Genomic DNA, 25624 nt, shown 5'->3' with positions numbered 1-25624 from the left:
TTCCCCCAATACGCGACCTCCAATAGGCGCAAGTATTTGTTTTTATGATGCTTTTTTGAAAACACACATGCGCGCGGCAAAATAGTAGCACATGCCTGACCGCCGTCACCGTCGTGCGCTAAACTTCGTTCTCCCCGACACCGGCGCCCTGCCGTCCAGGAAGGAGAGTCCGGCTTCGCAGCGCCGCGGACACGCGCCGTGCCTGTCGGGGTGTCCGTTCGAACCTTTGCCAATCAGGAAGCTACCATGACTCAATCCACGCGGGATTTCTCCGAACTGTACGGCTACCGCTTCGAGGATCTGCAGCTCGACATGAGCGCATCGCTGTCCAAGACAGTCAGTGAGGCCGACATCCTGATGTTCGCCGGTGTCTCCGGTGACAACAATCCGGTCCATCTGGACGCCGAATTCGCTGCCAGCACCATGTTCGGCGGTCGCATTGCGCATGGGATGCTGTCGGCGGCGCTGATTTCTGCGGTGTTCGGGACGCGCTTGCCGGGCCCGGGCTGCATCTACCTGAGCCAGACGCTGAAGTTCAAGGCGCCGGTGAAACTGGGCGACACGGTGGTGGCGCGTGTCCGGGTGAAGGAACTGAAGCCGGAGAAGCGTCGGGCGTTGTTCTCGACGGTGTGCACAGTGGGCGAGTCGGTGGTACTGGAGGGGGAGGCGGAGATTCTGGTGCCGTCGCGGGACTGAAGCGGGACTGAAGAAGCCGGTGCGCGGGCGCGCCTGGCCGCTGGTGCCTGGCGTGCTGCGCCGGGCGTTCCGGTCAGTCAGTCTTTCGCTGCTACGCGAGTGGGGGGCGCTTGCGTGGCGTAGACACGCCAACGCCCGATCCTCTGCGTAGAGGTATCGGGCGTTGTCGTTGGTGTAGGGTAGTCTGACGATGACCTACTTTCACGAGGGCGGACCTCACTATCATCGGCGCGGTCTTGTTTCACGGTCCTGTTCGGGATGGGCAGGGGTGGTTCCAAGACGCTATGGTCGTCAGACTGTGACTGTTGCTTTGCGCGGTGTGGCGCGAAGCCAAAGTGTCGAAGAAGCGTTGTGTGATTGGTGTGACACGTGTGGGTGTGACACGTGTGCGAGTATCGCGGTTGTCCAAGGTTATAGGATCAAGCCGCACGGGCAATTAGTATCGGTTAGCTTAACGTGTTGCCACGCTTCCACACCCGACCTATCAACGTGGTGGTCTTCCACGACCCTTCAGGGGGCTCTGGGCCCCGGGGAAGTCTCATCTTGAGGCGAGTTTCCCGCTTAGATGCTTTCAGCGGTTATCTCTTCCGCACATAGCTACCCGGCGATGCGACTGGCGTCACAACCGGTACACCAGGGGTGCGTCCACTCCGGTCCTCTCGTACTAGGAGCAGGCCCTCTCAAACTTCCAGCGCCCACGGCAGATAGGGACCAAACTGTCTCACGACGTTTTAAACCCAGCTCACGTACCACTTTAAATGGCGAACAGCCATACCCTTGGGACCGGCTACAGCCCCAGGATGTGATGAGCCGACATCGAGGTGCCAAACTCCGCCGTCGATGTGAACTCTTGGGCGGAATCAGCCTGTTATCCCCAGAGTACCTTTTATCCGTTGAGCGATGGCCCTTCCATACAGAACCACCGGATCACTATGACCTGCTTTCGCACCTGCTCGACGTGTGGGTCTCGCAGTCAAGCCACCTTTTGCCATTGCACTATCAGTACGATGTCCGACCGTACCTAGGTGACCTTCGTACTCCTCCGTTACCTTTTGGGAGGAGACCGCCCCAGTCAAACTGCCCACCATGCACGGTCCCCGACCCGGATTCACGGGTCTGGGTTAGAACCTCGACGACACCAGGGTGGTATTTCAAGGATGGCTCCACCGGAACTAGCGTTCCGGCTTCCTAGCCTCCCACCTATCCTACACAAGTCCCGTCAAAGTCCAATGCAAAGCTACAGTAAAGGTTCATGGGGTCTTTCCGTCTAGCCGCGGGGAGATTGCATCTTCACAAACATTTCAACTTCGCTGAGTCTCAGGAGGAGACAGTGTGGCCATCGTTACGCCATTCGTGCAGGTCGGAACTTACCCGACAAGGAATTTCGCTACCTTAGGACCGTTATAGTTACGGCCGCCGTTTACCGGGGCTTCGATCAAGAGCTTGCACCCCATCACTTAACCTTCCGGCACCGGGCAGGCGTCACACCCTATACGTCCACTTTCGTGTTTGCAGAGTGCTGTGTTTTTAATAAACAGTCGCAGCCACCGATTCTCTGCGGCCCCTTCGCCCTTCGGCTGTTCGCCTACAAGCTAACGGGGCATACCTTCTCCCGAAGTTACGGTATCAATTTGCCGAGTTCCTTCTCCTGAGTTCTCTCAAGCGCCTTGGTATGCTCTACCAGCCCACCTGTGTCGGTTTGCGGTACGGTCACTCTATGACTGAAGCTTAGAGGCTTTTCCTGGAAGCGGGGTATCCGTTGCTTCGGATCCGAGGATCCTCGTCATCATGCCTTGGCTCAGCCGCGCGGATTTGCCTACGCGGCACGCCTACACACTTAAACCGGGACGTCCAACACCCGGCCAACCTAACCTTCTCCGTCCCCCCATCGCATCATAGAGCGGTACAGGAATATTGACCTGTTTCCCATCGACTACGCATTTCTGCCTCGCCTTAGGGGCCGACTCACCCTGCGCCGATGAACGTTGCGCAGGAAACCTTGGGCTTACGGCGAGGGTGCTTTTCACACCCTTTATCGCTACTCATGTCAGCATTCGCACTTCCGATACCTCCAGCATCCCTTACGAGACACCTTCGCAGGCTTACGGAACGCTCCCCTACCACGTGTCAAAGACACATCCGCAGCTTCGGTTCATGGCTTGAGCCCCGTTACATCTTCCGCGCAGGACGACTCGACTAGTGAGCTATTACGCTTTCTTTAAAGGGTGGCTGCTTCTAAGCCAACCTCCTAGCTGTCTGGGCCTTCCCACCTCGTTTGCCACTTAGCCATGCATTTGGGACCTTAGCTGGCGGTCTGGGTTGTTTCCCTCTTGACACCGGACGTTAGCACCCGATGTCTGTCTGCCGTATATCACTTTGCGGTATTCGGAGTTTGCTATCGCGGGGTAGATCGCAATGACCCCCCCAACGATTACAGTGCTCTACCCCCGCAAGTGTCCGTACGACGCACTACCTAAATAGTTTTCGGGGAGAACCAGCTATTTCCGGATTTGTTTAGCCTTTCACCCCTATCCACAGCTCATCCCCTAACTTTTCAACGTTAGTGGGTTCGGACCTCCAGTACCTGTTACGGCACCTTCATCCTGGCCATGGATAGATCATCCGGTTTCGGGTCTACGCCCTGCAACTACGACGCCCTTATCAGACTCGCTTTCGCTACGCCTCCCCTACTCGGTTAAGCTCGCTACAGAACGTAAGTCGCTGACCCATTATACAAAAGGTACGCAGTCACCCCTTTCGAGGCTCCCACTGTTTGTATGCATGCGGTTTCAGGATCTATTTCACTCCCCTCCCGGGGTTCTTTTCGCCTTTCCCTCACGGTACTGGTTCACTATCGGTCGATCACGAGTATTTAGCCTTGGAGGATGGTCCCCCCATCTTCAGACAGGATTACACGTGTCCCGCCCTACTTGTCGCACGCTCAGACCCGCCACCGGCTTTTCGCATACGGGACTCTCACCCTGTATCGTCGGACTTTCCAGACCGTTTTGCTAAGCTGATGGTTTTGTCGTGCAGGCTCTTCCGTGTTCGCTCGCCACTACTTACGGAATCTCGGTTGATTTCTGTTCCTGCGGCTACTTAGATGTTTCAGTTCGCCGCGTTCGCCTCCTCAGACCTATGGATTCGGTCTGGGATACCCCTTGCGGGGTGGGTTTCCCCATTCGGACATCTCCGGATCAAAGCTCTATTGCCAGCTCCCCGAAGCTTTTCGCAGGCTTACACGTCCTTCATCGCCTGTGATCGCCAAGGCATCCACCACATGCACTTCGTCGCTTGATCCTATAACCTTGGCTCCTCCTCGCGCTCACGCGCTCGAAGAGCCGGCCATAGGCGAACTCGCTTGTGCGGTCCGGGCTGTGCTGACCACGCAGCCCGAACCGATGCAATCACACAACTTGCAGCGCGCACCGGCTCGATGCGCACTGCACTTCTTCCACTTTGTTAAAGAACGAACCTTCCGGCCGATATCGCTATCGTCCAAGAAGCCAGACATGACGACGGCACCCATCGCCAGGTCTGGCTTCTCGAAGCGCTGGTGGAGCTGGTCGGGATCGAACCGACGACCTACGGCTTGCAAAGCCGCCGCTCTCCCAGCTGAGCTACAGCCCCTCCCGACAGACCGCTTGAGTTTGGTGGGTCTGGTTGGATTCGAACCAACGACCCCCGCCTTATCAAGACGGTGCTCTAACCGACTGAGCTACAGACCCTCAAACGCCTTCGAGGCTCTTGGTCTGAACAACCGATAAGCTGTGGATGCCACGGCCGGTCGTGGCGTCTTCTCTTGAAAGGAGGTGATCCAGCCGCACCTTCCGATACGGCTACCTTGTTACGACTTCACCCCAGTCATGAATCTCACCGTGGTAAGCGCCCTCCCGAAGGTTAAGCTACCTACTTCTGGTGAAACCCACTCCCATGGTGTGACGGGCGGTGTGTACAAGACCCGGGAACGTATTCACCGCAGCATGCTGATCTGCGATTACTAGCGATTCCGACTTCACGCAGTCGAGTTGCAGACTACGATCCGGACTACGATCGGCTTTAAGGGATTGGCTCCACCTCGCGGCTTGGCAACCCTCTGTACCGACCATTGTATGACGTGTGAAGCCCTACCCATAAGGGCCATGAGGACTTGACGTCATCCCCACCTTCCTCCGGTTTGTCACCGGCAGTCTCACTAGAGTGCCCAACCAAATGATGGCAACTAGTGACAAGGGTTGCGCTCGTTGCGGGACTTAACCCAACATCTCACGACACGAGCTGACGACAGCCATGCAGCACCTGTGTCCAGGCTCCCGAAGGCACCCTCGGCTCTCACCAAGGTTCCTGGCATGTCAAGGGTAGGTAAGGTTTTTCGCGTTGCATCGAATTAATCCACATCATCCACCGCTTGTGCGGGTCCCCGTCAATTCCTTTGAGTTTTAACCTTGCGGCCGTACTCCCCAGGCGGTCGACTTCACGCGTTAGCTGCGTTACTCAGCGCATTGCTGCACCGAACAACTAGTCGACATCGTTTAGGGCGTGGACTACCAGGGTATCTAATCCTGTTTGCTCCCCACGCTTTCGTGCATGAGCGTCAGTACAGGCCCAGGGGGCTGCCTTCGCCATCGGTGTTCCTCCACATCTCTACGCATTTCACTGCTACACGTGGAATTCCACCCCCCTCTGCCGTACTCCAGCTTGGCAGTCACAAGCGCAGTTCCCAGGTTAAGCCCGGGGATTTCACACCTGTCTTACCAAACCGCCTGCGCACGCTTTACGCCCAGTAATTCCGATTAACGCTCGCACCCTACGTATTACCGCGGCTGCTGGCACGTAGTTAGCCGGTGCTTCTTAGTCCGGTACCGTCATCCGAACGCTATGTTAGAGCGTCCGATTTCTTCCCGGCCGAAAGAGCTTTACAACCCGAAGGCCTTCTTCACTCACGCGGCATGGCTGGATCAGGGTTGCCCCCATTGTCCAAAATTCCCCACTGCTGCCTCCCGTAGGAGTCTGGGCCGTGTCTCAGTCCCAGTGTGGCGGATCATCCTCTCAGACCCGCTACGGATCGTCGCCTTGGTGAGCCTTTACCTCACCAACAAGCTAATCCGACATCGGCCGCTCCAATCGCGCGAGGTCCGAAGATCCCCCGCTTTCCCCCTCAGGGCGTATGCGGTATTAGCGTACCTTTCGATACGTTATCCCCCACGAATGGGCACGTTCCGATGCATTACTCACCCGTTCGCCACTCGCCGGCGGGCCGAAGCCCCCGCTGCCGTTCGACTTGCATGTGTAAAGCATGCCGCCAGCGTTCAATCTGAGCCAGGATCAAACTCTTAAGTTCAATCCTACAAGGTACTCAAAATCATTACTGACTGTAATGCGAGTACCCAATCATTGCGAAACCAGGCAGCTCTCGCTGCCCGCCACAACGACCTGGCACCCACACTTATCGGTTGTTCGACTTTTTAAAGAACCGCTGCATCGCTGCAGCAGAGAAACGAAATTATGGCTAACTCCACACAACCCGTCAACCCCCAGCGCGACGGACGTTTCCGAGAAAACCGAAACCACCACGCCGCGCTTCCCGCTTCCCCCGCCCGCCTCAACGCGCCAACGCTCACGCAGGGAACCGCGCCGACGAAAGAGAGCCGCGCAGTATAAGCGCCCGGAAACGACTGTCAATGCCCCGCGCACCGGGGCAAGCCCGGGATGTAGAATCAGGCATTTCCCCGGATCGACGCCATGAAACAATATCTGGACCTGATGCGTCACGTGCTCGAGCATGGAGACCGGAAGACGGATCGCACCGGTACGGGCACGCTGTCCGTCTTCGGTTGGCAGATGCGATTCCGGCTCGAGGAAGGTTTTCCGCTGTTGACGACCAAGAAGCTGCACACCCGGTCGATCATCCATGAACTGCTGTGGTTTCTTCAGGGCGACACGAACATTCGCTATCTGAAGGAGAACAAGGTCTCCATCTGGGACGAGTGGGCGGACGAGAACGGCGACCTGGGTCCGGTGTATGGCAAGCAGTGGCGCCGCTGGGAAGGTGCGAACGGCGTCATGGTCGACCAGATCGCGAAACTGCTCGACGGACTGCGCAGGAACCCGGATTCGCGCCGGCACATCGTGTCCGCCTGGAACCCGGCTGAAGTCGACCACATGGCGCTTCCGCCCTGCCACGCGCTGTTCCAGTTCCATGTCGCCAATGGCCGGCTCTCCTGCCAGCTTTATCAGCGCAGCGCGGACATCTTCCTGGGCGTACCGTTCAACATCGCCTCTTATGCACTGCTCACGCTGATGATCGCCCAGGCTTGCGACTTCAGCCCCGGCGACTTCATCTGGACGGGCGGCGATTGCCACCTCTACCTGAACCATCTGGAGCAGGCACGCGAGCAGTTGCTGCGCGCTCCCAGGCCCTTGCCGAAAATGCATTTGAATCCCGAGGTCAAGGATCTGTTCGCCTTCCGCTTCGAGGATTTCACCCTCGAAGGCTACGACCCGCATCCGCACATCAAGGCGCCGGTGGCGGTATGAGCACGCGCCCCGACGTCGTCATCATCGCAGCCGTCGCGCGCAACGGCGTGATCGGCCGCGACAATGGACTCCCCTGGCGGCTGAAGGCGGACTTGCGGCGTTTCCGCGCGGTCACGCTGGGCCACCCCCTGCTGATGGGGCGCAGGACCTGGGAATCGCTGGGACGACCGCTGCCCGGTCGGCGCAACATGGTCGTCAGCCGTGATCCCGGCTTCCGTGCCGAGGGCGCGGAGGTCTTCGCGAGCGTTGACGCGGCGCTGGCTGCGGCAGGCGGCAACGAGAAAGTGTTCGTCATCGGCGGTGCCGAGATCTATCGGCAACTGATGCCCCGCGCCGACAGGCTGATGCTCACCGAAGTGTGGGCCGACGTCGATGGCGACGCGCATTTCCCACCCATCGACAGCATGCAGTTCATCGAGGAACGCCGCGAGCCGCACGAGGCCGACGCGGACAACGAGCACGATTTCGATTTCGTCCAGTACCGCAGGCGGCGGACCGAATAACGAGCCGAGTAACGGGCATCAAAGGGAAAGGGCCGCGCAATGCGGCCCTTTCCGATTCTCCCCGAGCTGCTTGCCGCCAGCGGGCGGCACGACGGTCCGGATCAGTCGTCGGCGACGCAATCGACGTGATAGCGACCGTCCTCGCTCTTCACCAGCCCATGGATGTCGGTCTCGAACCCCGGGAAGCGGGCGTTGAAATCGCGCGCGAAACACAGGTAGCGCACGATGGTGGCGTTGAAGCGTTCGCCCGGGATCAGCAGCGGGATGCCCGGCGGATAGGGCGTCACCAGCATGGCGGTGACACGCCCTTCCAGTTCGTCGATGCCGACGCGTTCGATCTCGCGGTGCGCCATCTTCGCGAAGGCGTCGGCCGGCTTCATGGCGGGCACCATGTCGGACAGGTACATCTCGGTGGTCAGGCGTGCGATGTCGTGCGCCTTGTAGAAGCTGTGGATCTGGTCGCACAGATCCTTCAGCCCGACCTTCTCGTAGCGTGGCTGCTTGGCGATGAATTCGGGCATCACCCGCCACAGCGGCTGGTTGCGGTCGTAGTCGTCCTTGAACTGCTGCAGTTCGGTCACCATCGTGTTCCACCGGCCCTTGGTGATGCCGATCGTGAACATGATGAAGAAGGAGTACAGGCCGGTCTTCTCGACGATGACGCCATGTTCGGCCAGGTAGCGGGTGACGATCGCGGCGGGAATCCCGTTGTGCTCGGCGAAATCGCCGTCCATGTTGAGGCCCGGCGTGATGATCGTGGCCTTGATCGGATCGAGGATGTTGAAGCCGTCGGCCAGGTTGCCGAATCCATGCCAGCGCTCGCCGGCCTTCAGAATCCAGTCCTCGCGCCCGCCGAGACCTTCCTCGGCGAGGTACTCCGGCCCCCAGACCTGGAACCACCAGTCCGCCTCGCCGAAATCGGCATCGACCTTGCGCATCGCGCGGCGGAACTCGACCGCCTCGGTGAGGGATTCATTCACCAGCGCGGTGCCTCCCGGCGCCTCCATCATCGCCGCGGCGACATCGCACGAGGCGATGATCGCGTACTGCGGCGAGGTCGAGGTATGCATCAGGTACGCCTCGTTGAAGATGTCGCGGTCCAGCTTGCGGGTCTGCGAATCCTGCACGAGGATCTGCGATGCCTGCGACAGGCCGGCCAGGAGCTTGTGCGTCGACTGGGTGGAAAAGACCATCGATTCGCGGCAACGCGGGCGGTCCTCGCCGATGGCGTGGTAGTCGCCATAGAAGTCGTGGAAGGCCGCATGCGGCAGCCACGCCTCGTCGAAATGCAGCGTGTCGATTTTTCCGTCGAGCATCTCCTTGATCGTCTCGACGTTGTACACCACGCCGTCGTAGGTCGACTGGGTGATCGTCAGGATGCGCGGCTTCTTGTTCTTCGCCTCGCGCGCGAAGGGATTCGCCTCGATCTTCTTGCGGATGTTCTCCATCGAGAACTCTTCCAGCGGGATCGGGCCGATGATGCCGTAGTGGTTGCGCGTCGGCGTCAGGAACACCGGGATCGCGCCGGTCATGATGATCGAATGGAGGATGGACTTGTGGCAGTTGCGGTCGACGACGACGATGTCGCCGGGCGCCACCGTCGTGTGCCACACCATCTTGTTCGACGTCGATGTGCCGTTGGTGACGAAATACAGATGGTCGCAGTTGAAGATGCGCGCCGCGTTGCGCTCGGAGGCGGCCACCGGCCCGGTGTGGTCGAGCAGTTGGCCGAGTTCCTCGACCGCGTTGCAGACGTCGGCGCGCAGCATGTTCTCGCCGAAGAACTGATGGAACATCTGCCCGACCGGGCTCTTCAGGAAGGCGACGCCGCCCGAGTGCCCCGGGCAGTGCCATGAATACGAACCGTCGGCCGCGTAATGCGTGAGGGCGCGGAAGAACGGCGGCGGCAGCGAGTCGAGGTAGTTCCTCGCCTCGCGCACGACGTAGCGTGCGATGAACTCCGGCGTATCCTCGAACATGTGGATGAAGCCGTGCATCTCGCGCAGCACGTCGTTCGGAATGTGGCGGGTGGTGCGCGTCTCGCCGTGCAGGAAGATCGGGATGTCGGCGTTGCGGAAGCGGATTTCCTGCACGAAGGCGCGCAGGTCGGCGATCGCCTTGTCGGCCGCCTCGGGCGAGGAGAACTCCTCGTCGTCGATCGACAGGATGAAGGCCGACCCACGGCTCTGCTGCTGCGCAAAGGAGGTCAGGTCGCCGTAGCTCGTCACGCCGAGGACCTCGATGCCCTCGTCCTCGATCGCCTTCGCGAGCGCGCGGATCCCCAGGCCGGATGCATTCTCCGAGCGAAAGTCCTCGTCGATGATGATGATGGGGAAATGGAATCGCATCCTGATGTTCTCCAGCGCCGCGCCAGGGTGGGACAAAGCGGGAATTCTACTCCACCGATTTTGCCCGGACGTTACCGGCTTCGATTCGAAAAAAGCGGGGGCCGCGCGCGGCCCCCGGGATTCGGCAGGACTTCGGGCGCGCTCAGATCTTCGGCAGCGTGACGCCGGTCTGGCCGAGATACTTGCCGCCGCGGTCGCGGTAGGACGTCTCGCAGATCTCGTCCGATTCGAAGAACAGCATCTGCGCCACGCCCTCGTTGGCATAGATCTTGGCCGGCAGCGGCGTGGTGTTCGAAAACTCCAGCGTCACATGCCCTTCCCACTCGGGCTCGAGCGGCGTCACGTTGACGATGATGCCGCAGCGCGCGTAGGTGCTCTTGCCCAGGCACACGGTGAGCACGCTGCGCGGAATGCGGAAGTATTCGACCGTGCGCGCGAGCGCGAAGGAGTTCGGCGGGATGATGCACACGTCGCCGGTGAAGTCGACGAAGTTGCGCGCATCGAAGTCCTTGGGGTCGACGATGGTCGAGTTGATGTTGGTGAAGATCTTGAATTCGTTGGCGACCCGGACGTCGTAGCCGTAGCTCGACGTGCCGTAGGACACGATGCGGCCGCCGTCGTTGCTGCGCACGAGTTCCGGCGCGAAAGGTTCGATCATGCCTTTCTGCTCCGCCATGCGGCGGATCCACTTGTCGGACTTGATGGACATCTGCGCGGGCTTCCTGTGCGGCCGGGCGGCCGAAGACGAAAAACGCGGTAGTTTAGGGCAAGCGCCGCCGTGCGGGAAGGCCGCAACCGGGCGCCGCGGCCGGTGCTACGGCCGCTGCGCTCAGGTGTTCTGGATCACGATGTTCGGGAACTTGTGCGTCATGTCCTTCGCCTTCTCGGCGATGCGCACCGCCACCTTGCGTGCGATCTGCTTGTACACCGCCGCGATGCGGCCATCCGGGTCCGACGCCACGGTGGGCGCGCCGCCATCGGCCTGTTCGCGGATCTGGATGTCGAGCGGCAGCGCGCCGAGGAAGGGGATCTTGTAGTCGGCGCACATCTTCTCGCCGCCGCCGTGGCCGAAGATGTGCTCCTCGTGCCCGCACTTCGAACAGATGTGGATGCTCATGTTCTCGACCACGCCGAGAATGGGCACGCCCACCTTCTCGAACATCTTGAGCCCCTTGCGCGCATCAAGCAGGGCGATGTCCTGCGGCGTGGTGACGATCACCGCGCCCGTCACCGGCACGGCCTGCGACAGCGTCAACTGGATGTCGCCGGTGCCCGGCGGCATGTCGATGACGAGGTAGTCCAGATCCTTCCAGGCGGTGTCCTTCAGCAACTGGTTCAGCGCCTGGGTGGCCATCGGGCCGCGCCAGACCATCGGCGTGTCCTGGTCGATGAGGAAACCGATGGACATGGCCTGCAGGCCGTGGGCTTCCAGCGGTTCCATCGTCTTGCCGTCGTGGGACTCCGGCCGCCGGTCGCCGATGCCGAGCATCTGCGGCTGCGACGGGCCATAGATGTCGGCATCCAGGATGCCGACGCGCGCGCCTTCGGCCGCCAGGGCGAGCGCCAGGTTGACCGCCGTGGTGCTCTTGCCGACGCCGCCCTTGCCGGACGCCACCGCGACGATGTTGCGCACGCCCGGCAGCAGCTTCACGCCATGCTGCACCGCATGCGCCACGACCTTGCTCGTCACCGAAATGTCGACCTTGCCGATGCCGGGCAGCTTCGCCAGCGCCTCGGCCAGCATGGCGCGCACCGGTTCGTGCTGGCTGCGGGCCGGGTAGCCGAGTTCGACATCGAAACGCACGTCGGCGCCGCTCACGACGAGGTTGCGGATGCAGCGCGACGACACGAAGTCTTTGCCGGTATTGGGGTCGACGACCGACTTGAGCGCCTCGGTTACGGATTCCAGGTTAAGACTCATCGCGTTTTCCTTGATAATCGGACCATCCGCGCATCGGCGGCGAACTGCACGATCATACCGAAGGCACGGACTTCGCTCATCCGCGCCGACATCATGGTTTCCCGCGCCAGCATCCGTGCGCGGCGCCCCGTGCAAACGCCCGCACCGCGCGTTGCGCCGCACATGCCGTGCCGGCAGTACATCCCGTTCCCGCCATCATGAAGATCCAGACCTCACTGCTCCCCGTCCTTCTCGCCGCCCTGCTCGCCGCCTGCGCCACCCCGCCGCGGCCAGGCGCCGGCACCGCCCCCATCCACGACGGCAACTCGGCGCGCATGCCCGCCCCAGACCCGGCACCCGACTGGACGTCGCTGCGCGCGAAGCTGGCCGGCGCGCTGCGCAGCGTGCCCGGCATCGAGATCGGCGACGCGAGCGCCGACGGCCTGAGGCTGCAGATCCCGGTCTCCGACGGTTTCGCCTCCGGCAGGACCGAGCTGCGCCCGCCGCTGATGCGCGCGCTCGACGCGCTCGCCCCCGCGCTCGCCGCCGAGCCCGACGTGGCGATACAGGTCGTCGGCCACACCGACAGCCAGGGCAGCGAGATGTACAACCTGCAGCTTTCGATCGCGCGCGCCGAAGCCGTCGCCGAATACCTGCGCAGCCGCGGCATCGGCCTCGCGCGGCTGAGCGCGGACGGACGCGGCGAGGCCGACCCGCTGACCAGCAACGCGCAGGAGTCGGGCCGCGCGCGGAACCGCCGCGTCGAGATCATCCTACGGCCGATGCCCTGAACGCCCGCCTGCCGCGCCGCGCACGACTTCCAGCGCGGCACCGCGCCGCGCTTTGATAAACTGTGCGTTTTAGATTCGCGCGCAGCCAACATGTCCCGCAAGATCCTCGTCACGAACGCACTCCCCTACGCCAACGGCGACATCCACCTTGGCCACCTCGTCGGCTACATCCAGGCCGACATCTGGGTGCGTTACCAGCGCATGCGGGGCCACGCGGTGCATTACGTCTGCGCGGACGACACCCACGGCACGCCCGTCATGCTGCGCGCCGAGAAAGAGGGCCTGACGCCCGAGCAACTGATCGACCGCGTGCATGGCGAGCATCTGCGCGACTTCACCGCCTTCGGCGTCGCCTTCGACAACTACCACTCGACCCACAGCCCGGAAAACCGCGCCTACGCCGAGGACATCTACGACAGGCTGAAGGCCGCCGGCTTCATCGACACACGCGCGATCGAGCAGTACTACGACCCGGTCAAGGAGATGTTCCTGCCCGACCGCTTCATCAAGGGCGAATGCCCGAAATGCGGCACGGCCGACCAGTACGGCGACAACTGCGAAGCCTGCGGCGCCGCCTACGCGCCCACCGATCTGAAGAACCCGTATTCCGCGGTCTCCGGCGCCAAACCGGTGCTGAAGACTTCCGAGCACTATTTCTTCCGGCTGTCGGACGAGCGCGCGGTGGAATTCCTGCGCGCCTGGACGCGCGGCACCAACGCCGCCGGCGAGCGCCGCCTGCAGACGGAGGCCGCCAACAAGATGAAGGAATGGCTGGGCGAGGAAGGCGAGAACAAGCTGTCCGACTGGGACATCTCCCGCGATGCGCCCTACTTCGGCTTCGAGATCCCCGGCGCGCCGGGCAAGTACTTCTACGTGTGGCTGGACGCACCGATCGGCTATCTCGCGAGCTTCCGCAACCTCGCCGCCAGGCGCGCCGCCGCGGACGAGGCGATCGCGGTCGAGGACTACACCGACGCCGCCCGCGCCGAGGCCGCCGGCACCGAGATGGTGCACTTCATCGGCAAGGACATCCTGTACTTCCACGCCCTGTTCTGGCCGGCGATGCTGAAGTTCGCCGGCTACGCCACGCCGAGCCGGCTGTGCGTGAATGGCTTCCTGACCGTGGACGGCGCCAAGATGAGCAAGAGCCGCGGCACCTTCATCACCGCGCACTCCTACATCGGCCAGCAGCTCAACCCCGAGTGGCTGCGCTACTACTTCGCCGGCAAGTCGAACGGCACGATGGAAGACGTCGACCTCAACCTCGACGACATGATCGCCAAGGTCAATTCCGATCTCGTCGGCAAGTTCGTGAACATCGCCAGCCGCTGCGCCGGCTTCGTCGGCAAGCGCTTCGACGGCCGGCTGGGCGGGACGGATGCCGCGGCCTGTGCCGAATTCGCCGCCGCCTGGGCCGACGGCCGCATCGCCGCCGCTTACGACGAGCGCGACTACAGCCGCGCGCTGCGCGAGATCATGCGCCTGGCCGACGTCGCCAACCAGTACGTCAACGACCACAAGCCGTGGGAGCTGGCCAGGCAGGAAGGCCAGGACGCCCTCCTGCACACGGTGTGCAGCACCGCGCTGACGATGTTCCGCGACCTCGCCCGCTACCTGAAGCCGGTACTGCCCGCGCTGGCCGGACAGGTCGAGTCCTTCCTGGCGATCCCCGCCATGGACTGGCAGGGCGGCTGGGCGCCGCTGGCCGCCGGCCACGCCATCCGCTCCTACAGCCACCTGATGACCCGCGTCGAGCGCAAGCAGATCGATGCCCTGCTCGAGGCCAACCGCGAATCGCTCGCTCCCGCCGCGCCGGCGAAGGACGCGAAGGCGGCCAGTTCCCAGCAGCGCCACGCCGAGAAGCAGCAGCACGCCGCGCAGGCGGCCGAGACGGCCCTGCCGCAGATCGGCATCGACGACTTCGCCAAGGTCGACCTTCGCATCGCCCGGATCGCCGGTGCCGAGCACGTCGAGGGCGCCGACAAGCTGATCCGCCTGCAGCTCGACATCGGCGAAACCGACGAGGCCGGCAACCCGAGGCCGCGCCAGGTGTTCGCCGGCATCAAGTCGGCCTACGACCCCGCCGCGCTGGTCGGCCGGCTGACGGTGATGGTCGCCAACCTCGCGCCGCGCAAGATGAAGTTCGGCATGAGCGAAGGCATGGTGCTCGCCGCCTCCGACGCCGAAGGCAAGGACGGTGGTCTTTACATCCTGTCGCCGGATGCCGGCGCGACACCGGGCATGCGCGTCAAGTGACGGACTGATCGGATGCCGCTGACGCCCTCCAAACGCTGGATTGTCCTGCAGCACGCGGGACGAGGGCGCCTGTCTCCGTAGCGCCGCCCGCCGGGGCGGCGCCGCATGAGCTTAAAAAACCAGACCGGTTCGAGTTCGCAGCGGAGTCCGCATGAAAATCCAGTTCCGTCCCAAGCTTTTCGACACCCTTGCGGGCTACGGCCACGGGGCGTTCATCAACGACCTTTCCGCCGGCATCACCGTCGGCGTGCTCGCCCTGCCGCTGGCCATGGCCTTCGCCATCGCCAGCGGCATGTCGCCCACCGCCGGCATCTGGACGGCCATCGTCGCCGGCCTCCTGATCTCCCTCCTCGGCGGCTCGCGCGTGCAGATCGGCGGCCCGACCGGCGCCTTCATCCCCATCATCTACGCCATCGTCGCCGACCACGGCGTGCAGAACCTGCTCATCGCCACGACGATGTCGGGCATCCTGCTGTTCGCGATGGGCGCGCTGCGGCTGGGCAACATGATCCGCTTCATCCCGCTGTCGGTGGTGATCGGCTTCACCAACGGCATCGCGGTGGTCATCTTCATCTCGCAGATCAAGGACTTCCTCGGGCTGAAGATCGACAACCTGCCCGGAGAGTTCTTCGCCAAGATGGCGACGCTGTGGGCGGCGCTGCCGACGATCGACCTGCCGACCGTGAGCGTGGCGATCGTCTCGCTGGGCGTGCTGCTCGGGTGGAACCGGCTGGCGGCGAGAATCGCCTGGATGCGCCGCCTGCCCGGCCCGCTGGCGGTGCTGATCATCATGACCGCGGTGAATGCCCTGGTCGCCCTCCCGGTCGACACGATCGGCAGCCGCTTCGGCGGCATCCCGCGCGAGATGCCGTCCATCGCACTGCCCGCCCTGAGCCTGGGCACCCTCGGCAAGCTGATCGTGCCGGCGATCACCATCGCCCTGCTGGGCGCGATCGAGTCGCTGCTGTCGGCACGCGTGGCCGACAGCCAGATCGACGACCGCCACGACCCCAACCAGGAACTGATGGCGCAGGGCGTCGCCAACGTCGTCGCGCCGCTGTTCGGCGGCTTCGCCGCCACCGGCGCGATCGCCCGCACCGCCACCAACATCCGCACTGGCGGACGCACCCCGGTCGCCGGCGTGATCCATGCGGCGGTGCTGCTGGCCATCGTGCTGGCGCTGGCGCCGCTGGCCAGCCACATCCCGCTCGCCACGCTGTCGGCCATCGTCGTCCTGGTGTCGATCAACATGGGCGAATGGCATGCGTTCGCACCGCAGGAACTGGCGCGCTACTCGCTCAACTACCGCACCATCCTGCTGGGCACCTTCTTCGTCACGGTGGTCTTCGACCTGACGCTGGCGGTGGAACTGGGCATGGTGCTGGCGAGCCTGTTCTTCATCTACCGCATGTCGGACCTGACCCGCATCGAGCGCATCCCGCTGGAAGACCACTACGGCGTCGAAGCCCTCTCCCGCGCGGACGGCACCCCGCGCATCCTGGCCTACGACATGTTCGGCAGCCTGTTCTTCGGCGCGGCCAACAAGCTCGAGAACCTGCTGCTGATGGAGCACGGCCATCCGGACGTGGTGATCCTGGAGATGGACAAGGTCATCAACATCGACACCACCGGGCTGGACATCCTGCAGACACTGCACCGCAACCTGCAAAAGCGCGGCGCCCACCTCGTCCTGTGCGGACTCAACCCGCAGCCGGATTCGATCGTCGCGCGCTCGGGCTTCGTCGACAAGCTCGGCGCCGGCAACGTCACCTCCAACCTCACCGATGCCCTGCTGCGGGCGCAGTGGCTCAGCGGCAAGGACCCGGAGGTCTCGTATGCCTGACGGAGATCCGTCCGCCTTCGCCGCCCGCCGCCTCGCCATCCACGGGCGCGTGCAGGGCGTGGGGTATCGCGCCGGCGCCCGGGCGGAGGCGATCCGGCTGGACCTGCGCGGCTGGGTGCGCAACCGGTTGGACGGCAGCGTGGAGGCGCTGGTGATCGGCGCGCCGGGCGCCATCGAGGCGTTCGTCGCGTGGGCGCACGAAGGTCCGCCCAGGGCGCAGGTCACGCGCATCGACGTCACACCGGCCGACGCGGAACCCGCCGCGGGTTTCGAGCAACGGCCGACTGCCTGATACCAGGCGGCTCCGCCTGCGCCATGGCCGCGCCGGGCGAGGTCCGGCGACACCGCAGGCCGGCCGGATGCCCGGCGCACGCGCGGCGGGACGCCCGGACCGGCTCTGCTCCGTATCAGGGATAGACCACTTCCACCGACTCCGGCGGCAGCCACTCGCGCAGGCTCTCGAGCAGTGCATCGTCCGGCCGCACGCGCCAGCCGTCGCCAAAGGGCAGTTCCGCCTCGGCCGCGGCGTTGCGGTAGCTGACGCGGATCGGGCAGCCGCCCTCGCGGAAGGGTTCGAGCAGCGTCTGCAGGCGGTTCGCGGCCGCCGCCGCACCGCCGCTGGCACCCACCTCGCCGTTGATGCGCAGTTGCAGCGCACGCGCGAAGCGGCAGCGCGCCTCGCCCAGCGTCAGCAGGCGGTCGGCAATGATGCGCAGCCCGCCGGAAAACTCGTCGTTGCTGACCTTGCCCTCGACCACCAGCACCTCGTCGGTGACGATCTTGCCGCGGCTGGCGTCCAGCACTTCGGAATACACCGCGACCTCGCGCGGCTGCGTGCCGTCGTCCAGCAGCACGAAGGCCATCTTGCCGCGGTTGCCCATCTTGGTCCGCGTCTCCATCACCACGCCGGCCAGCATCGAGATGTCGCGCGAGGGCTCGAGCTGGGCCAGCGTGCGGCGCACGAAGCGGCGCACCTCGGGCTTGAAGGCGTTGAACGGATGGCCGGACAGGAAGAAGCCGATCGCGAGCTTTTCCTCCTTCAGCCTTTCGCGCTCGGACCACGGGCGGATGCGAGCGAATTCGGGCGCGGCGCCCGCGGCCTCGGGCAGCATGTCGAAGAGGCCGCCCTGCATCGCATTGGCCGCAGCCTGCTCGGCCGCCTCCATCGCCAGCGCGACGGTGGCCATCAACTGCGCGCGGTCCAGGCCCTCGTGGCCTTCCAGCGTGTCCATCGCGCCGGCGCGGATCAGCGCCTCGACGACGCGGCGATTGACCATGCGCCGGTCCACCCGCTCGCAGAAATCGAAAAGGTCGCGGAACGCGCCGCCCTCCTTCCCGCCCTTCGCGCGCGCAGCCAGGATCGCGCGCACCGCCGGCTCGCCGACGCCCTTCACCGCGCCGAGGCCGTAGCGGATCGTCCTGCGGTCCACCGGCACGAAACGGTAGTCGGAGGTATTGACGTCCGGCGGCAGCACCACGATGCCGTTGGCGACCGTATCCTCGTAGAAGATCTTGACCGTGTCGGTGTTGTCCAGGTCGGACGACATCGTCGCCGCCATGAAGGCCGCGCAGTGATGCGCCTTCAGCCACGCGGTGTGATAGGTCACCACCGCGTAGGCCGCGGTGTGCGACTTGTTGAAGCCGTACTCCGCGAACTTGGTCATCAGGTCGAAGAGCTGCTCGGCGAGCGCCGGGTCGTAGCCCTTCTGCTTGGCGCCGTCGGCGATGGTGGCGCGGTGCTTGGCCATCTCCTCCGGCTTCTTCTTGCCCATCGCGCGACGCAGCATGTCGGCGCCGCCCAGGGTGTAGCCGCCGATGATCTGGCTGATCTGCATCACCTGTTCCTGGTACACGATGACGCCGTAGGTCGGCTCCAGGCAGGCTTTGAGGTCGGGATGGAAGTAGTCGATCTCCTGCTGGCCCTTCTTGCGCAGGATGAAGTCGTCCACCATGCCCGAGCCGAGCGGGCCCGGGCGATAGAGCGCAAGCACCGCGATGATGTCCTCGAAGCGGTCGGGCGCGAGCTTCTTCAGGAGCTTCTTCATCCCCTCCGATTCCACCTGGAAAATCGCCGTGGTGTTGGCGTCCTTCAGGATCTGGTAGGCGGCGGGGTCTTCGAAGCCCAGGCTCATCAGGTCGGGCCGGCTGCCCTCGAGGTGCTCGACGTATTCCAGCGCCAGTTCGATGATGGTGAGGTTGCGCAGGCCGAGGAAGTCGAACTTGACCAGGCCGACCGCTTCCACGTCGTCCTTGTCGAACTGCGACACCGGCGTGGCGTCGTCGCCGTCGGCGATGTACAGCGGGCAGAAATCGGTGAGCCTGCCCGGTGCGATCAGCACGCCGCCGGCGTGCATGCCGACGTTGCGCGACAGGCCCTCCAGCGGCTGGGCCAGGCCCCACAGCTCCTGCACCGACTCGCCGTCGTTGCCGTCGGCCATCATCTCGCCGATCTGCGGCTCCATCTCGTAGGCTTTGGCCAGGGCGACCGGCTTGGCGGTCTCGATCGGGATCAGCTTGGACAGGCGGTCGCACAGGCCGTAGGGCAGGTCGAGCACGCGGCCGACGTCGCGCACCACCGCCTTCGAGGCCATGGTGCCGAAGGTGGCGATCTGGCTCACCGCGTCCTTGCCGTAGCGCTCGCGCACGTACTCGATGACGCGGTAGCGGTTGTCCTGGCAGAAGTCGATGTCGAAGTCGGGCATCGACACCCGCTCCGGATTCAGGAAGCGCTCGAACAGCAGCGCATAGGCGAGCGGATCGAGGTCGGTGATCTTCAGCGCATAGGCCACCAGCGAGCCCGCGCCCGAGCCGCGGCCCGGCCCCACCGGCACGCCGTTGTTCTTCGCCCACTGGATGAAGTCGGCCACGATCAGGAAGTAGCCGGGAAAACCCATCTGGATGATGGTGTCGGTCTCGAACTTCAGCCGCTCCTCGTAGCGCGGCCGCTGCTTCCCGCGCTCGTCGGGATGCGGGTAGAGCTGCGCGAGGCGTTCTTCCAGGCCCTTCTTCGCTTCCTGCACCAGGAAGTCGTCCAGGCCCATGCCGTCCGGCGTGGGGAACAGCGGCAGGAAGTTCTTGCCCAGTTGCACGGTGAGCGAGCAGCGGCACGCGATCTCGACGGCATTCTCGAGCGCCTCGGGGACGTCGGCGAACAGCTCGCACATCTCGTCCTGGCTCTTGAGGTACTGCTCCTCGGTGAAGTCGCGCGGCCGGCGCTTGTCGGCCAGCACGTAGCCCTGCGCGATGCACACCCGCGCCTCGTGCGCCTTGAAGTCCTCGCGCTTGAGGAACTGCACCGGATGGGTGGCCACCACCGGCAGCCCCAGCCGGCCGGCGATGTCCAGCGCGTGGCGGATGTAGCTCTCGGTGCCGGGATGGCCGGCGCGCTGGATCTCGACGTAGAACGCGTCGGGGAAGAGCCGCGCCCAGTCGGCCGCGAGCCGGGACGCCAGCTCCGCGTTGCCCGCGGCGATCGCCATGCCGATGTCGCCGTGCATCGCCCCCGACAGGCACAGCAGCTCGCTCGCCGCGCCGTTCTCGAACCACTCGCGCCGCATCTCGGCGCGGCCGTGGTACTTGTTCTCCAGGTAGGCGCGCGTCAGCAGCTCGCACAACTGGCCGTAGCCCGCGCGGTTCTTGCAGATCAGCAGCACGCGCCAGGGCTTGTCGCGCTCGGCCTCGTTCTGGACCCATGCGTCCACGCCGACGACGGGCTTCACGCCGGTGCCGCGCGCGCCCTTGTAGAACTTGACCATGCCGAACAGGTTGGCCAGATCGGAGAGGCCGAGCGCCGGCATGCCGTCGGCCGCGGCGGCGGCGATGGCCTGGTCGATCTGGACGATGCCGTCGGTGATCGAGTATTCGGAATGGAGACGGAGATGGACGAAGCGCGGTTCGGCCGGGGAGCGGGCTGCAGGATTCATGGCGCCGATTTTACCCGAGCCTGCGCGCTCGCCCGCCCCGCATCTTCATCCCGCCGCCCCGCTGCAGGCGCCCGCCCGGGCCGGATCAGGGCAGCAGCACGGTGGAGCCCGTCGTGCGGCGCGCCTCGAGATCGACGTGCGCCTGCGCGGCGTCCCTCAGCGCGTAGCGCTGGCCGATCTCGATCTTCACCTCGTCCGAGGCGACGACCTCGAACAGTTCGGCCGCCATGGACAGGAGATCCTCGCGCTTCGCCGCGTAGGTGAACAGCGTCGGCCGCGTCAGGAACAGCGAGCCCATGCGCGCCAGCACGCCGATGTCCACCGGCGGCACCGGTCCCGAGGCGTTGCCGAAGCTCACCATCAGGCCGAGCGGCCGCAGGCAGGCGAGCGAGTCCATGAAGGTGTCCTTGCCGATGGAGTCGTACACCACCGGCACCCCCTCACCGCCGGTGATCGCACGCACCCGCTCGGCGAAGTTCTCCTGCGTGTAGATGATCGTGTGGTCGCAGCCGTGGGCGCGCGCGATGTCGGCCTTGTGCTCCGAGCTGACGGTGCCGATCACCGTGGCGCCCAGCGCCTTCGCCCACTGGCAGGCGATGGTCCCCACGCCGCCGGCGGCGGCATGGATCAGGATCGTGTCGCCCGGCTGCACGCGGTAGGTGCGGCGCAGCAGGTATTGCGCGGTGAGGCCCTGCATCAGCATCGCCGCGCCATGCTCGAAGGAGATGCCGGACGGCAGCGGCACCAGATGGCTGGCGGCGATGTTGCGCACTTCCGCGTAGGCACCCAGCGGCCCGCTCGCGTAGGCGACGCGGTCGCCCGGCGCCACCTCGGTCACGCCCTCGCCGACCGCCTCCACCACGCCGGCCGCCTCCTGGCCCAGGCCGGAAGGCAGCGGCACCGGATACAGCCCGCCGCGGTGATAGGTGTCGATGTAGTTGAGGCCGACCGCGTGATGGCGCACGCGTGCTTCGCCTGCGGCCGGCGGCGGGACGTCGACGCTTTCCCACTGCAGCACGTCGGGGCCGCCGGTGCGATGGAAACGAATGGCATGGGGCATGGTTTCTCCTTGTCGGCGAGAGCCGCATCGAGCGATGGAACGCTACCTGACGAGCGAAACCCCGAACCGCAGTTGCGAGGAACGCTGCGCCTTGTAGTCGATCAGGGTTTCGCCGTAACCGTTGAAGTATTGCAGATGGAGGAAGGCGCCGACACCCGAGAACACGCTCTGGCGCAGCGGATAGGACAGATCGAGCTGGGTGCTGTTCTTGTCCTCGGTGCCGCGGCGCAGCAGCGCGCTGAACATCACGCCGTCGTCGCGTCCCAGGCGCAGGCCGAGTTCGCCATAGCCGCGATAGCTGGCGATGTCCGGGTTGTCGTCCTTGTCCAGGTAGGTCCACACCTTGGGCGCGATGCCGACGTAGGTCCGGCCGTCGCCGAAATCGAAGTAGTGCCGGGCTTCGGCGCGCAGGAAAAGCGTGTCGATGCTGCGCGAATCGACACCGCCCTTGCCGTTCGACTCGTGCTCGTAGCCGCCGGACAGGGCCACCCAGCCGCCGTCCTCGGGGTCGGACAGCATCCAGCGGTAGAACAGCGAGGGGCGGAAGCTGGTGTCGCGGAAAGGCTTGGAATCCGAGGCGAGATCCCACAGCGAGGTCTGGGTGAAGCCGAGATACAGGCCGCGCACCACCGGAAAGCTCTCCGCGACCACCCCCTGGTCGTCGAAGAGACGGTAGCGGAAGCTGAACTGGAAGCGCGCCGAGCGCGGATCGTGGCCGCCGACCAGGAAGTACATCGGCTCGTGGAAGCCCAGCGCGCTGGGCTGTGCGGCCTCGGCCGACGGTGCCTGGCGGACGGGCGGCGCCATGGGATCGAGCGTTCCTGCCTGCGCGTTCGCCACCGGCGTGCGGCTCGCCGCGCCGGCATCGACCAGCATGCGCGCCGACGGCGCATCGGTCAGCGTGAGCGTGGCGACGCCGATCACCTCCCGCGGCCACTGGCCGGCGTAGCGACGCTGCCCGGATTCGGCCGGCGCGGCCGCGACGAGTTCCAGCGCGATGCGCGGCCCGCCGTCGGGCAGCTCGATCTGCGCCGGCAGACGTTCCGGCAACGGGGCCCCGCCCGGCAGGCCGACGACGATCACCGAGAACGCCTCTCCCGGCGCCACGCGCGGATCGGGAGAAGCGAGAAGCCAGCCGGCGGCCAGGGCCGGCAGCGGCAGCGTCAGCACGGCCGCCGCCAGTATCGACCGCACCGTACCGCACATGCCAGCGATTCGGATCATGCGCCGTCCTCCAGAAAAAACAGCCGCTATCGTAGCGGCTGTTCGGAGGGCAAGAAGTGAAAATTCCTCTCGCCGCGGGGTCCTGCGGCCCCGCGGCAGCTTTCAGCGCGCGGCCGGCCCGCGCCCCTCGCTGGCGTCGACCACCGCCAGCGCGGTGATATTGACCAGCCGGCGCACCGTCGCCGACGGGGTCAGGATGTGCACCGGCTGTGCGGCACCGAGCAGGATGGGGCCGATCGTGACGCCGTCGCCGTTGGCCACCTTCATCAGGTTGAAGGAGATGTTGGCCGCATCCAGGTTGGGCATCACCAGCAGGTTGGCTTCGCCGCTGAGCGTCGTTTCCGGATTGACGACCGAACGGATGTCCGGCGACAGCGCCGCGTCGCCATGCATCTCGCCATCGGACACCAGGTCCGGCGCAGTGCGGCGCAGGATGCCGCTCGCCTCGCGCATCTTGCGCGCCGAGGCCGCTCCCGAACTGCCGAAGTTCGAATGCGACAGCAAGGCGACGCGCGGCTCGATGCCGAAGCGGCGCAGTTCCTCGGCCGCCATGCGGGCGATCTCGGCGATGTCCTCGGCGCTCGGGTTCTCGTTCACGTAGGTGTCGGTGACGACCAGCATGCGCTTGGTCAGCAGCAGCATGTTCATCGCCGCGAACAGCTTGGCGCCCGGCTTCAGGCCGATGACGTTGCGCACCTGGCGGAGGTGGTATTCGTAGGTGCCGAAGGTGCCGCACACCAGTGCATCGGCATCGCCGCGGCGCAGCAGCATGGCACCGATCAGCGTGGTGTCGCGGCGCATCTTGGTCTTGGCCAGTTCGGGCGTGACGCCGTCGCGGCACATCATGTGGTGATACTCGCCCCACAGCTCGCGGTAGCGCGGATCGGACTCGGGATTGACGATGTCGAAGTCGCGCTCGGGCACCAGCGTGAGGCCGATCTTCTTGATGCGCATCTCGATGACGCTCGGCCGCCCGATCAGGATGGGGCGCGCCAGCCCTTCGTCGATCACCACGCGCGTGGCATGCAGCACGCGCTCGTCCTCGCCCTCGGCATAGATCACGCGCTTCTGCCCTTCGGGCACGCGCTTGGCGGCGGCGAACACCGGCTTCATGACGATGCCGGACTGGTAGACGAAGTTCGTCAGGCTGCCGACATAGGCGTCGAAGTCCTGGATCGGCTCGGTCGCCACGCCGGAATCCATCGCCGCCTTGGCCACCGCGGGGGCGATCTTGACGATCAGGCGCGGATCGAAGGGCTTGGGGATGATGTATTCGGGGCCGAAGCTGAGGTCCGCGCCGCCGTAGGCCGACGCCACGATGTCGCTCTGCTCGGCCTGCGCCAGCCCGGCGATCGCCTTCACGCAGGCGAGCTTCATCTCCTCGTTGATCGTCGTCGCGCCGACGTCGAGCGCGCCGCGGAAGATGAAGGGGAAGCACAGCACGTTGTTGACCTGGTTCGGGAAATCCGAGCGGCCGGTGGCGATGATGCAGTCCGGCCGCACCGCCTTCGCGTCGGCCGGCAGGATCTCCGGATTCGGGTTGGCCAGCGCGAAGATCAGCGGCTTGTCGGCCATCCCCGCCACCATCTCGGGCTTGAGCACGCCGGCGGTGGACAGCCCGAGGAAGACATCCGCCCCCACGATGACGTCGGCCAGCGTGCGCCCCTCGGTGCGCTGCGCGTAGCGCGCCTTGGTCGGCTCCATGTTCTCGTCGCGGCCTTCGTAGATCACGCCCTTGGAGTCGCAGACGAAGACGTTCTCGCGCCTGAGGCCGACGCTCACCATCATGTCGAGGCAGGCGATCGCCGCGGCGCCCGCGCCCGAACACACCAGCTTGACCTTGCCGATGTCCTTGCCGACGACCTTCAGGCCGTTGATGAGGCCGGCGGCGGAAATGATCGCGGTGCCGTGCTGGTCGTCATGGAAGACCGGGATCTTCATGCGTTCGCGCAGCTTCTTCTCGATGTAGAAGCACTCGGGCGCCTTGATGTCCTCGAGGTTGATGCCGCCGAGCGTGGGCTCGAGCGAGGCGATGATCTCGATCAGCTTGTCGGGGTCGTTCTCGGCGATCTCGATGTCGAACACATCGATGTTGGCGAACTTCTTGAACAGGCAGCCCTTGCCCTCCATCACCGGCTTGGCCGCCAGCGGGCCGATGTTGCCCAGGCCGAGCACCGCGGTGCCGTTGGTGACCACCGCGACGAGGTTGCCGCGGCTGGTGAACTCGCGCGCCTGCGTGGGCTCCTCGACGATCGCGTCGCAGGCGGCCGCCACACCGGGCGAATAGGCCAGCGCCAGGTCGTGCTGGTTGATCAGGCTCTTGGTCGGGACGACCGAAATCTTGCCGCGGGTGGGCGCGCGATGGTAATCCAGCGCTGCAGCAATGAAATCTTGATCCATGTGTTCTCCCCTCTCGGAACAGTGAGGTCCATTGATGGTTGTTGTCTGGCCTGGATACAGCAGGCGCGCTGGGGCGCGGCGACTGCTACGCCACGAGGAGCGGGTCGTCGCGGCGCTCTGCGGGCGGCTCGACGGACGGACTC

14 protein-coding genes, 2 tRNA genes and 3 rRNA genes are annotated in these 25624 nt (G+C 64.9%); 7 read left to right on the top strand and 12 right to left on the bottom strand.

Annotated features, from left to right (window positions below):
* The first annotated feature begins 246 nt into the window (after positions 1-246).
* Complete coding sequence (locus tag CCZ27_RS03160) at positions 247-696, top strand: MaoC family dehydratase (RefSeq protein ID WP_096445408.1); 450 nt, start codon at positions 247-249, stop codon at positions 694-696.
* 182 nt (positions 697-878) lie between these two features.
* Here the strand turns inward: CCZ27_RS03160 and rrf are convergent.
* From rrf to CCZ27_RS03135, 5 genes are all read right to left on the bottom strand, one after another.
* Positions 879-992, bottom strand: a 5S ribosomal RNA gene (gene rrf, locus CCZ27_RS03155).
* A 119-nt stretch (positions 993-1111) separates the two neighbouring features.
* Positions 1112-3996, bottom strand: a 23S ribosomal RNA gene (locus tag CCZ27_RS03150).
* A 254-nt stretch (positions 3997-4250) separates the two neighbouring features.
* Positions 4251-4326 (bottom strand) — tRNA-Ala (locus tag CCZ27_RS03145).
* A 21-nt stretch (positions 4327-4347) separates the two neighbouring features.
* Positions 4348-4424: transfer RNA gene (locus CCZ27_RS03140), tRNA-Ile, on the bottom strand.
* 77 nt (positions 4425-4501) lie between these two features.
* A 16S ribosomal RNA gene (locus CCZ27_RS03135) occupies positions 4502-6037 on the bottom strand.
* The 16S, 23S and 5S rRNA genes sit together here with 2 tRNA genes alongside, the layout of an rRNA operon.
* Positions 6038-6438: 401 nt before the next feature.
* Between CCZ27_RS03135 and CCZ27_RS03130 the strand changes: the two genes are divergently transcribed.
* Both CCZ27_RS03130 and CCZ27_RS03125 read left to right on the top strand, forming a co-directional pair.
* Positions 6439-7233: a thymidylate synthase gene (locus CCZ27_RS03130; RefSeq protein ID WP_096445406.1), complete on the top strand. Its 795-nt coding sequence runs from the start codon at positions 6439-6441 to the stop codon at positions 7231-7233.
* Positions 7230-7736, top strand: a complete 507-nt coding sequence (locus CCZ27_RS03125) for a dihydrofolate reductase (RefSeq protein WP_096445404.1) — start codon at positions 7230-7232, stop codon at positions 7734-7736. The genes CCZ27_RS03130 and CCZ27_RS03125 overlap by 4 nt, the downstream gene beginning before the upstream one ends.
* 101 nt (positions 7737-7837) lie before the next feature.
* Here CCZ27_RS03125 and CCZ27_RS03120 read toward each other — a convergent pair whose 3' ends face one another.
* From CCZ27_RS03120 to apbC, 3 genes are all read right to left on the bottom strand, one after another.
* Entirely contained in the window at positions 7838-10084 is a 2247-nt protein-coding gene (locus tag CCZ27_RS03120) for an arginine/lysine/ornithine decarboxylase (RefSeq protein ID WP_096445402.1), read from the bottom strand.
* A gap of 142 nt (positions 10085-10226) precedes the next feature.
* Entirely contained in the window at positions 10227-10793 is a 567-nt protein-coding gene (gene dcd / locus CCZ27_RS03115; RefSeq protein WP_096445400.1) for a dCTP deaminase, read from the bottom strand.
* A gap of 120 nt (positions 10794-10913) precedes the next feature.
* A complete protein-coding gene (apbC, locus tag CCZ27_RS03110; RefSeq protein WP_096445398.1) occupies positions 10914-12005 on the bottom strand; it encodes an iron-sulfur cluster carrier protein ApbC in 1092 nt (363 codons plus the stop codon).
* Positions 12006-12202: 197 nt separating this feature from the next.
* Here apbC and CCZ27_RS03100 point away from each other — a divergent pair, with 197 nt between their 5' ends.
* The 4 genes from CCZ27_RS03100 to CCZ27_RS03085 all read left to right on the top strand — a co-directional run bounded on the left by CCZ27_RS03100 (position 12203) and on the right by CCZ27_RS03085 (position 17166).
* The gene (locus CCZ27_RS03100) at positions 12203-12775 is read left to right on the top strand and encodes an OmpA family protein (RefSeq protein ID WP_096445394.1); all 573 of its coding nucleotides are present in this window, start codon (positions 12203-12205) and stop codon (positions 12773-12775) included.
* Positions 12776-12865: 90 nt separating this feature from the next.
* Positions 12866-15031, top strand: a complete 2166-nt coding sequence (gene metG, locus CCZ27_RS03095; RefSeq protein WP_096445392.1) for a methionine--tRNA ligase — start codon at positions 12866-12868, stop codon at positions 15029-15031.
* Between the two features lie 151 nt (positions 15032-15182).
* Positions 15183-16874: a SulP family inorganic anion transporter gene (locus tag CCZ27_RS03090; protein ID WP_096445390.1), complete on the top strand. Its 1692-nt coding sequence runs from the start codon at positions 15183-15185 to the stop codon at positions 16872-16874.
* Positions 16867-17166, top strand: a complete 300-nt coding sequence (locus CCZ27_RS03085; RefSeq protein WP_096445388.1) for an acylphosphatase — start codon at positions 16867-16869, stop codon at positions 17164-17166. The genes CCZ27_RS03090 and CCZ27_RS03085 overlap by 8 nt, the downstream gene beginning before the upstream one ends.
* Before the next feature lie 115 nt (positions 17167-17281).
* On the opposite strand, the gene dnaE is transcribed toward CCZ27_RS03085, so the two are convergent.
* The 4 genes from dnaE to CCZ27_RS03065 form a co-directional block, all read right to left on the bottom strand.
* On the bottom strand, positions 17282-20797 hold the full coding sequence (gene dnaE / locus CCZ27_RS03080) for a DNA polymerase III subunit alpha (RefSeq protein WP_096445386.1): 3516 nt from the start codon (positions 20795-20797) through the stop codon (positions 17282-17284).
* Between the two features lie 85 nt (positions 20798-20882).
* On the bottom strand, positions 20883-21857 hold the full coding sequence (locus tag CCZ27_RS03075; protein WP_096445384.1) for a quinone oxidoreductase family protein: 975 nt from the start codon (positions 21855-21857) through the stop codon (positions 20883-20885).
* A 42-nt stretch (positions 21858-21899) separates the two neighbouring features.
* Complete coding sequence (locus CCZ27_RS03070) at positions 21900-23081, bottom strand: phospholipase A (RefSeq protein WP_096445382.1); 1182 nt, start codon at positions 23079-23081, stop codon at positions 21900-21902.
* A gap of 102 nt (positions 23082-23183) precedes the next feature.
* A complete protein-coding gene (locus tag CCZ27_RS03065) occupies positions 23184-25481 on the bottom strand; it encodes an NADP-dependent malic enzyme (protein WP_096445380.1) in 2298 nt (765 codons plus the stop codon).
* Positions 25482-25624 lie beyond the last annotated feature (143 nt).

Source organism: Thauera sp. K11 (genome assembly GCF_002354895.1).
GTDB classification, from domain to species: Bacteria; Pseudomonadota; Gammaproteobacteria; order Burkholderiales; family Rhodocyclaceae; genus Thauera; species Thauera sinica.
The sequence above is the reverse complement of the archived record's forward strand: the minus strand, read 5'-3'. Positions and strand labels throughout refer to the sequence as shown.

Bases quoted from the DNA above. Each gene is read 5' to 3' on its own strand.
- dnaE (WP_096445386.1), bottom strand. From the start codon at position 20,797: ATGAATCCTGCAGCCCGCTCCCCGGCCGAACCGCGCTTCGTCCATCTC.
- apbC (WP_096445398.1), bottom strand. From the start codon at position 12,005: ATGAGTCTTAACCTGGAATCCGTAACCGAGGCGCTCAAGTCGGTCGTC.
- CCZ27_RS03075 (WP_096445384.1), bottom strand. From the start codon at position 21,857: ATGCCCCATGCCATTCGTTTCCATCGCACCGGCGGCCCCGACGTGCTG.
- CCZ27_RS03065 (WP_096445380.1), bottom strand. From the start codon at position 25,481: ATGGATCAAGATTTCATTGCTGCAGCGCTGGATTACCATCGCGCGCCC.
- dcd (WP_096445400.1), bottom strand. From the start codon at position 10,793: ATGTCCATCAAGTCCGACAAGTGGATCCGCCGCATGGCGGAGCAGAAA.
- CCZ27_RS03085 (WP_096445388.1), top strand. From the start codon at position 16,867: ATGCCTGACGGAGATCCGTCCGCCTTCGCCGCCCGCCGCCTCGCCATC.
- CCZ27_RS03090 (WP_096445390.1), top strand. From the start codon at position 15,183: ATGAAAATCCAGTTCCGTCCCAAGCTTTTCGACACCCTTGCGGGCTAC.
- CCZ27_RS03120 (WP_096445402.1), bottom strand. From the start codon at position 10,084: ATGCGATTCCATTTCCCCATCATCATCATCGACGAGGACTTTCGCTCG.
- metG (WP_096445392.1), top strand. From the start codon at position 12,866: ATGTCCCGCAAGATCCTCGTCACGAACGCACTCCCCTACGCCAACGGC.
- CCZ27_RS03070 (WP_096445382.1), bottom strand. From the start codon at position 23,081: ATGATCCGAATCGCTGGCATGTGCGGTACGGTGCGGTCGATACTGGCG.
- CCZ27_RS03130 (WP_096445406.1), top strand. From the start codon at position 6,439: ATGAAACAATATCTGGACCTGATGCGTCACGTGCTCGAGCATGGAGAC.
- CCZ27_RS03125 (WP_096445404.1), top strand. From the start codon at position 7,230: ATGAGCACGCGCCCCGACGTCGTCATCATCGCAGCCGTCGCGCGCAAC.
- CCZ27_RS03160 (WP_096445408.1), top strand. From the start codon at position 247: ATGACTCAATCCACGCGGGATTTCTCCGAACTGTACGGCTACCGCTTC.
- CCZ27_RS03100 (WP_096445394.1), top strand. From the start codon at position 12,203: ATGAAGATCCAGACCTCACTGCTCCCCGTCCTTCTCGCCGCCCTGCTC.